This is a genomic window from Acidovorax sp. SRB_24 (assembly GCF_012931925.1).
Genome location: NZ_MWOM01000392.1, coordinates 1 through 219, shown reverse-complemented (window position 1 = coordinate 219; position 219 = coordinate 1). Strand labels below are relative to the sequence as shown.

At 63.9% G+C, this 219-nt stretch carries 1 pseudogene; it reads left to right on the top strand.

The window, feature by feature from the left end:
- Window positions 1–219, top strand: a pseudogene (locus tag B2J89_RS22390) (electron transfer flavoprotein subunit beta/FixA family protein); the annotation flags it as partial.

Genomic DNA, 219 nt, shown 5'->3' with positions numbered 1-219 from the left:
AACCAGACCGGCCAGATGCTCGCAGCGCTCGCCAACCTGCCCCAGGGCACGTTCGCGAGCAAGGTCGAAGTCTCTGGTGACAAAGTCCACGTCACGCGCGAAGTCGACGGCGGCCTGGAGACCCTGGCATTGAGCCTTCCCGCCGTCGTCACGACCGACCTGCGCCTGAACGAGCCGCGCTACGTGACGCTGCCCAACATCATGAAGGCCAAGAAAAAG